Origin of the sequence: Clostridium sp. KLE 1755, assembly GCF_000466465.2 — a bacterium.
GTDB lineage: Bacteria > Bacillota > Clostridia > Lachnospirales > Lachnospiraceae > Eisenbergiella > Eisenbergiella porci.
Genome location: NZ_KE992737.1, coordinates 82,749 through 88,413 on the forward strand (window position 1 = coordinate 82,749; position 5,665 = coordinate 88,413).

General features: G+C 50.4%; 4 protein-coding genes. 2 read left to right on the plus strand and 2 right to left on the minus strand.

Features of this window, described 5'->3' with window-relative positions; genetic code table 11:
• Positions 1–90 precede the first annotated feature (90 nt).
• Positions 91–765, plus strand: coding sequence for a DUF5721 family protein (locus HMPREF1548_RS19180; RefSeq protein ID WP_157065715.1), 675 nt, complete (start codon positions 91–93; stop codon positions 763–765).
• The gene (locus HMPREF1548_RS19185) at positions 755–1,645 is read left to right on the plus strand and encodes a helix-turn-helix transcriptional regulator (protein WP_021638137.1); all 891 of its coding nucleotides are present in this window, start codon (positions 755–757) and stop codon (positions 1,643–1,645) included. Before HMPREF1548_RS19180 ends, HMPREF1548_RS19185 begins: the two co-directional genes overlap by 11 nt.
• A 162-nt stretch (positions 1,646–1,807) precedes the next feature.
• On the opposite strand, the gene HMPREF1548_RS19190 is transcribed toward HMPREF1548_RS19185, so the two are convergent.
• Both HMPREF1548_RS19190 and HMPREF1548_RS30085 read right to left on the minus strand, forming a co-directional pair.
• A complete protein-coding gene (locus HMPREF1548_RS19190; RefSeq protein ID WP_035322951.1) occupies positions 1,808–4,276 on the minus strand; it encodes a beta-mannosidase in 2,469 nt (822 codons plus the stop codon).
• A gap of 235 nt (positions 4,277–4,511) precedes the next feature.
• Positions 4,512–5,665 (minus strand): DUF6034 family protein (locus tag HMPREF1548_RS30085; RefSeq protein ID WP_021638139.1); only part of this gene is annotated, 1,154 nt, incomplete at its 5' end.

A 5,665-nucleotide genomic window follows, 5' to 3' on the forward strand; every position in this document is an offset into this window, starting at 1 on the left:
ACAGGGCGGGAAAATCCCCCGGAGCAAAACGTAAAGGTTCTGGAGGACAATGCGCCTTATAATGGATAAAAGATGGAAGGCGAAAGGTGGTTGGCTGGTTTTGAATGGATTTCATTGAAAAATAAGAGAGACAGGTGGGTTGATAGACAGGGAAAAAGCGGGTGGGGAAAATGGTTGCTGTTGGGGGGAGTTTTCATTATAATAGAGGAGAATGGGGCCGGCGTGGGCGGGCTGAGGGCGGAAGCAGGATGGAGAGAGATTATGATTGCATTGCAGGTGAAAGAAGTTAAGAGTTTTATGGGGAAGCTTTTGGGGTCGTCTTGTTTTGATTCTTTTTTGTTGGAGGAAGCCACGATTTCCACGTATAATACGTTCCATATTGATGGGCATATGAACCGGGATTTTTTCAGCAGTGAGGAGTGGGATGATCCTGAGTTGCGGCCTGATGATTTTTCTGCGTGGAAAAATGTGCGGCCGTTGTGTTTTGATTTGATTAAGGGGAAGAAAACGCCGTCGGGGTTTAAGTTTATTCTGCATCTGATGCCCCGTTTTATTCCGGGGATCCTGAAGGCGGGGGAAACGGATATTACGGCGGATCAGGTGAAGGCTTTGGTTCTGACGTGTAAGTATGACGGGAGCGGGCTTACTTTGGTGACGGGTACCGCTTTTCATACTTTTATTATGGATAAGAGTGTGGATGTCCTGTGGGACAGGACAGTGAGGACATTTCTGACGAAAAAGGGGATCGGTTTTGATGAACTCTGATTTGCGGGGCTGTGGATGCAGGGATAAGGAGGGGCGCGGCGGGAAGCCGTGCGGGGAGGTTCCCAGGCTGACTTTAAAGGGGGAGGAATGTGGTTTCCAGCATCAGTTCAGTGTGCGGGAGACTTATCCGTTTCATACGCATACTTTTTATGAGTTCTTTCTTATTAATAAGGGGAAGGGGATTCACAGGATCAATGGTTCCTCCGTACTGCTTTCGGAGGGGTCTTTTGTTTTCGTGAGGCCTTCCGACAGGCATGGGTATGATTTTTTAAATCAGTATGATCTGGAGCTGATTAATATTTCTTTCCTGCCGTCTATTTTTGAAAAGATATGCGGGCTTCTTGGATGTGCGCCGTCTTTTTTTACGGATTCCCCTTTGTGTCTTCAGACGGAGCTGGCTGAGCCGGTTTTGTCTGATATCCGGGAAAAAATGCTTCATGTGGGCGGTTTGGAGCCTGGTGCGGCGCGGCGTTTGTATTTGAATGCCGTACTGCCTTATTTTTTGTATCATTTTTGTCCGGGGCCGGCCCTGCAGGAGGTGGATCCGCTGCCGGGATGGCTTTCTTCGCTGATACGGCGGATGGAGGAGCCTGAAAATTTCATTGAGGGGCTTCCCCGGCTGATTTCCCTGGCGAATGTTTCCCAGGAGTATTTGAACCGTTCTTTCCGCAGGTATCTGCATATGTCCCCTACGGAATTCATTAATATGAGGCGGATGGATTTTGCAGCTTCCCTGATTCTGGAAAACCGGATGGAAATTATTGATATCTGCCAGGAGTGCGGGTTCAGGAACCTGAGTTATTTTTACCGGGTTTTCCAGCGGCAGTATGGGTGTGCGCCGGGAGAATTCCTGCGGAAGAACAGGCCGGGCAGGGGATAGGAAAGGCAGTAACTGTTAAGGGGGAACGGAGTTACTATACGAAGGCAAAAAAGTAACAGGGGGCCGCAGCTCCCTGTTTTCTTTATAAAAATTATTTTGGAAAAAATTTTGCAGTTGGTTCCCATAATCCGGTAAGTGAAACGGACGGGCGTTTAACAGGTGTTAACGGATATTATAAACGCTGCGTATTTTCAGGCCGTCCGGGCTGCCTTTCAGGATTTTTACCTTTCTTTCTCCGGCGTCCATGTCGAAGTAGTTGTCTTCAAGGAGCATGTCATCGGCTTCGTTTATGATTTCCACGCCTCTTGCATAGGCCTGTGCCCTGACGGTGAGTTCATCGCCGGAAACGGTAACCGTAAGGCCGGGATCTGCGAAGCGATAGTGCTTGGGCGCGCAGAAGATGACGGTTCCGCCGGAAACGCGTTCTTCTCCTCGGAAGCAGGTATAGCTTACATAATCGCCGTAGGTGTCAGCATCCATACAGTCTGTTTTTTCAAGCCAGAGGCTGGATAACGGGGATACGGTTACTTCTTCGCTGCCGGAGCGCAGGATTTCGGATCGGTTGTTTCTGAGCGACCACTCCACGCGCAGCTGCTGTTCCTGCATGGTTTCGTTTGCCACGCACAGATGGATGGATTTTTTTACCTCGTAAGGCTCTGCATTGGGGTTGGTGTCCTGGGTGAGGATGCCTTCCTCGGCGCAGGAAAGCATCACCGGGGCGAAGAAACGCTTCGCATAGTAGTGCAGCGCCTTCCATCTTCCGCAGTAGTCAATGGAGGACCAGCTGGCTACCGGCCAGCAGTCATTGAGCTGCCAGATCACGGTTCCCATGCATCTGCCGCGGTTTCTGCGGAAGTGCTCCACTCCGTAGCGGATGGCTTCCGCCTGGAGAAGCTGGGAGGCATAAAGGGTGGTGTCAAAATCATTGGGGTACAGGAAAGTCTGTTCCATGTAGTTCATGATTTTCCCATTTGCCGTTTTGTTGCGCTGATGTTTTTCCATAACATAGGAAAAAATATTCCGGTCCTCCGGCTCGGTAAAGGTTTCCACAGTTTTTAAGGAGGGGAAGGACTGGAAGCCGAATTCGGAGACATAGCGGAAGTAGAATTTCCGATATTCCGTGATTGGCTTGTTTCCATGCCATACGTCCCAGTAGTGTACATCACCCCGGTTTTCATCGTTGGGATCATCGAAAGCGCCGCCTGAGGAGGGGCTTGCGGGCCAGTAAAAGGTATTGGGATCGTATTCCTTGAGCACCTTGGGAATGATGTATTCGTACATTTTAACGTAATCGCTCTTCTCCTTCGGCCTGGATACCCAGTTGCCCTGCGCCACGAACATTTCCATTTCATTGTTGCCGCACCACAGCCCCAGGGATGCATGGTGGCGGATACGCTTGATATTGTCGATGAATTCAGCAGTGATGGTTTCCTCAAACTCTTCCGTCAGATCATAGACCGCGCAGGCGAACATGAAGTCCTCCCACACCACCAGGCCCAGCTCGTCGCAGGCATCCCAGAAGCTGTCATAGGGATAATTCCCACCACCCCAGACACGGATGCAGTTGAAATTGGCATCCTTTGCCTGTTTCAGCAGCGAGTAGGTTCGTTCCGGAGTCACCCTTGACAGGATATTATCCTCCGGTATGTAGTCCGCGCCCATGGCAAAAATACGCACGCCGTTCACTTCATGGGCAAACTGCTCGCCGTATTCATCCTTTTCCCGATGTACGCTCATCGTGCGCAGGCCGATGCGGCCGCTCCAGCTATCCAGCACATTTCCATCCTTTAAAAGCTCCGCTTCCACCAGATACAGGGGCTGTTCGCCATAGCCATTAGGCCACCAGAGGCGGGGATTTTCAATCACGGCTTCTTCCGGGCAGGTTTCTGTAAGGATTACCCTGCCGTCAGGATCGGTCACCTTCACACGCCAGGACAGGCCTTCCAGCTCTTCCTCATCCCTTCCGAAACGGCAGATATTTTTTCTGCCTGCTTTCTGCACGTCCACACGAAGCTGTAAGGCCACGCGGCCCGGCTCGTGCTTCTGGGTAATGTAAACGCCGTCCAGTCTGGCATGGTCAAAGGCAAGCAGCTTCACCGGACGCCAAATTCCTGCATCAGGAAGGCGGGGACCCCAGTCCCAGCCGAACATACAGTGAGCTTTCCTTAAATAGGGAAAGCCCTGCATGGCGTCGGAGCTGCCTTCCATTGGCCTTTCCCCGTAAGCCTCCCTGATAAAACGGGTCGGGGAATACAGCACCACCTTCAGCTCATTTCCGCAGTCACGCAGCAGGCTTTTCACCGGGAATTCCCAGATTCGGTGCATATTCCGGACACTCCCCAGCAGCGTTCCGTTCAGGCTGATATCCGCGATGGTATCAATCCCGTCAAAATGCAGTAAAACCTCTTCCCTCTCCCTGATTTCCTCCGGCGCGTCAAAATATGTAACATAGGTAAAATCATTATCCATGATTTTAAGAGCCTTCAGCTCATTGTCCCTGTAATAGGGATCCTCCATCCTGCCGTTGTCCAGCAGATCCTGGTAAACGCTTCCCGGTACGGCGGCGGGCAGAAACTCCTCCGTATTGTTGATGCACATCTGCCAGTTGTCATGCAGCATTTGTATCCGCATCCCAAATCCTCCTTGTTTTTCCGAAGGAAAAATGCGAGCCTCTGCGAGCAGAGGATTTTCCTCCTTGTTTTTACGAAGGAAAAATGTGAGCACTCTGCGAGCAGAGGATTTTCCTCCGTATTAAAAAAATCTCGTATGTAATCAAGTTATCACTTCTGCCCTGTCTTTTCTTCTTTTTTGTTGACCGATTATTGTACTATATTGACCTGATATAGCTGCCGGTTACAAGCCGGCATCAATACCCCAGATTCCTGTCAATTACCGTGCCATCCATGGCATTGATGGTAAACCAGCTGTCGTAGGGGCCGCCTGTTACTTCCGTTGTTCCGTCCTCTCTTTCCACGGTCTGGCTGCCGAAGAAATCCCACACCGGCACCATGGTTCCTTCCATTACGTTGCCTTTTTCCATCACGCGCATATAACCCAGGCGGATTTCATCTATGGCAAAGTTCACCTTTATGTTGTTTTCCGTATAGAATGCATATTTTTTCTGGAACATTTCCTTAAAAATTTTCTGGATTTCATCAAAGGGCATCAAGAATACGTATTCATCGGACTTATCGGTCACCGTATACGGATCCCACCACTGGAAATCAACCAGGCCCCCATCATTGTAGATCATATAAAGCTTTTCATAAGGCCAGGACGACCAGTTTCCTTCCGAGGTACTGCCGTCGGTATGGGTATAGGTTACAGGAATACCGTCTATCACTCTTGTAAAATAAACGCCGTAACCGTTATCCGCAGCCACCATTTTTCCCTCTTCATCCTCTGTAAAGGTTGAAAAATATTCTCCTCCGCAGGACATAAACTCATCAAAGCCCATATCTGCAGCTGCTTGTTCCGCTTTACTGATGATATCCTCCGGTGGTGCATTCAGGGATGTGCCGGCTGCCGGAGCGTCACCCACCGGCATATAGTTTCCTCCATTTTCCAGATAGGAAACCATGAAACTGATCCAGCGCCAATCGGGAGTCAGTTCATTGCCAAGGCTTACAACATAATCTTTTCCGTCCGCGGTAACATTGCCCATCAGCCAGTTTTTTTCAGGAGTCCCATTTGCCGCGGCGTCCGGATCGTACTGTACCTTTGCTTCAATTTCCCTTGTGCCCACCGTCTCAGGCGCATACTTCAGCATTTCCTCAAAGTTTTTTATTGCTTCCCCGTAGCTTCTTTCGTCCCCGTATTCATCCACATAGGTTGCGCCCGTGGCTTCCAGCCTCTTCAGCTCCTCTATCCGCTGCTCAATTTCCGCTTTTGTAAAGCCATGGGCCGGATCGTCTTCCTCCACCGCACGTTCCCACAGTGCCCCGCCACCCAGCAGCACACGGTTAACCGCATCATAATCCTCCTGGGTAAAAGTGCGGGAAGCCACGGTTTTCAGCCGGA

Excerpts from the sequence above, each read along its gene's own strand:
- HMPREF1548_RS19185 (WP_021638137.1), top strand. The coding sequence starts at position 755 with ATGAACTCTGATTTGCGGGGCTGTGGATGCAGGGATAAGGAGGGGCGC.
- HMPREF1548_RS19190 (WP_035322951.1), bottom strand. The coding sequence starts at position 4,276 with ATGCGGATACAAATGCTGCATGACAACTGGCAGATGTGCATCAACAAT.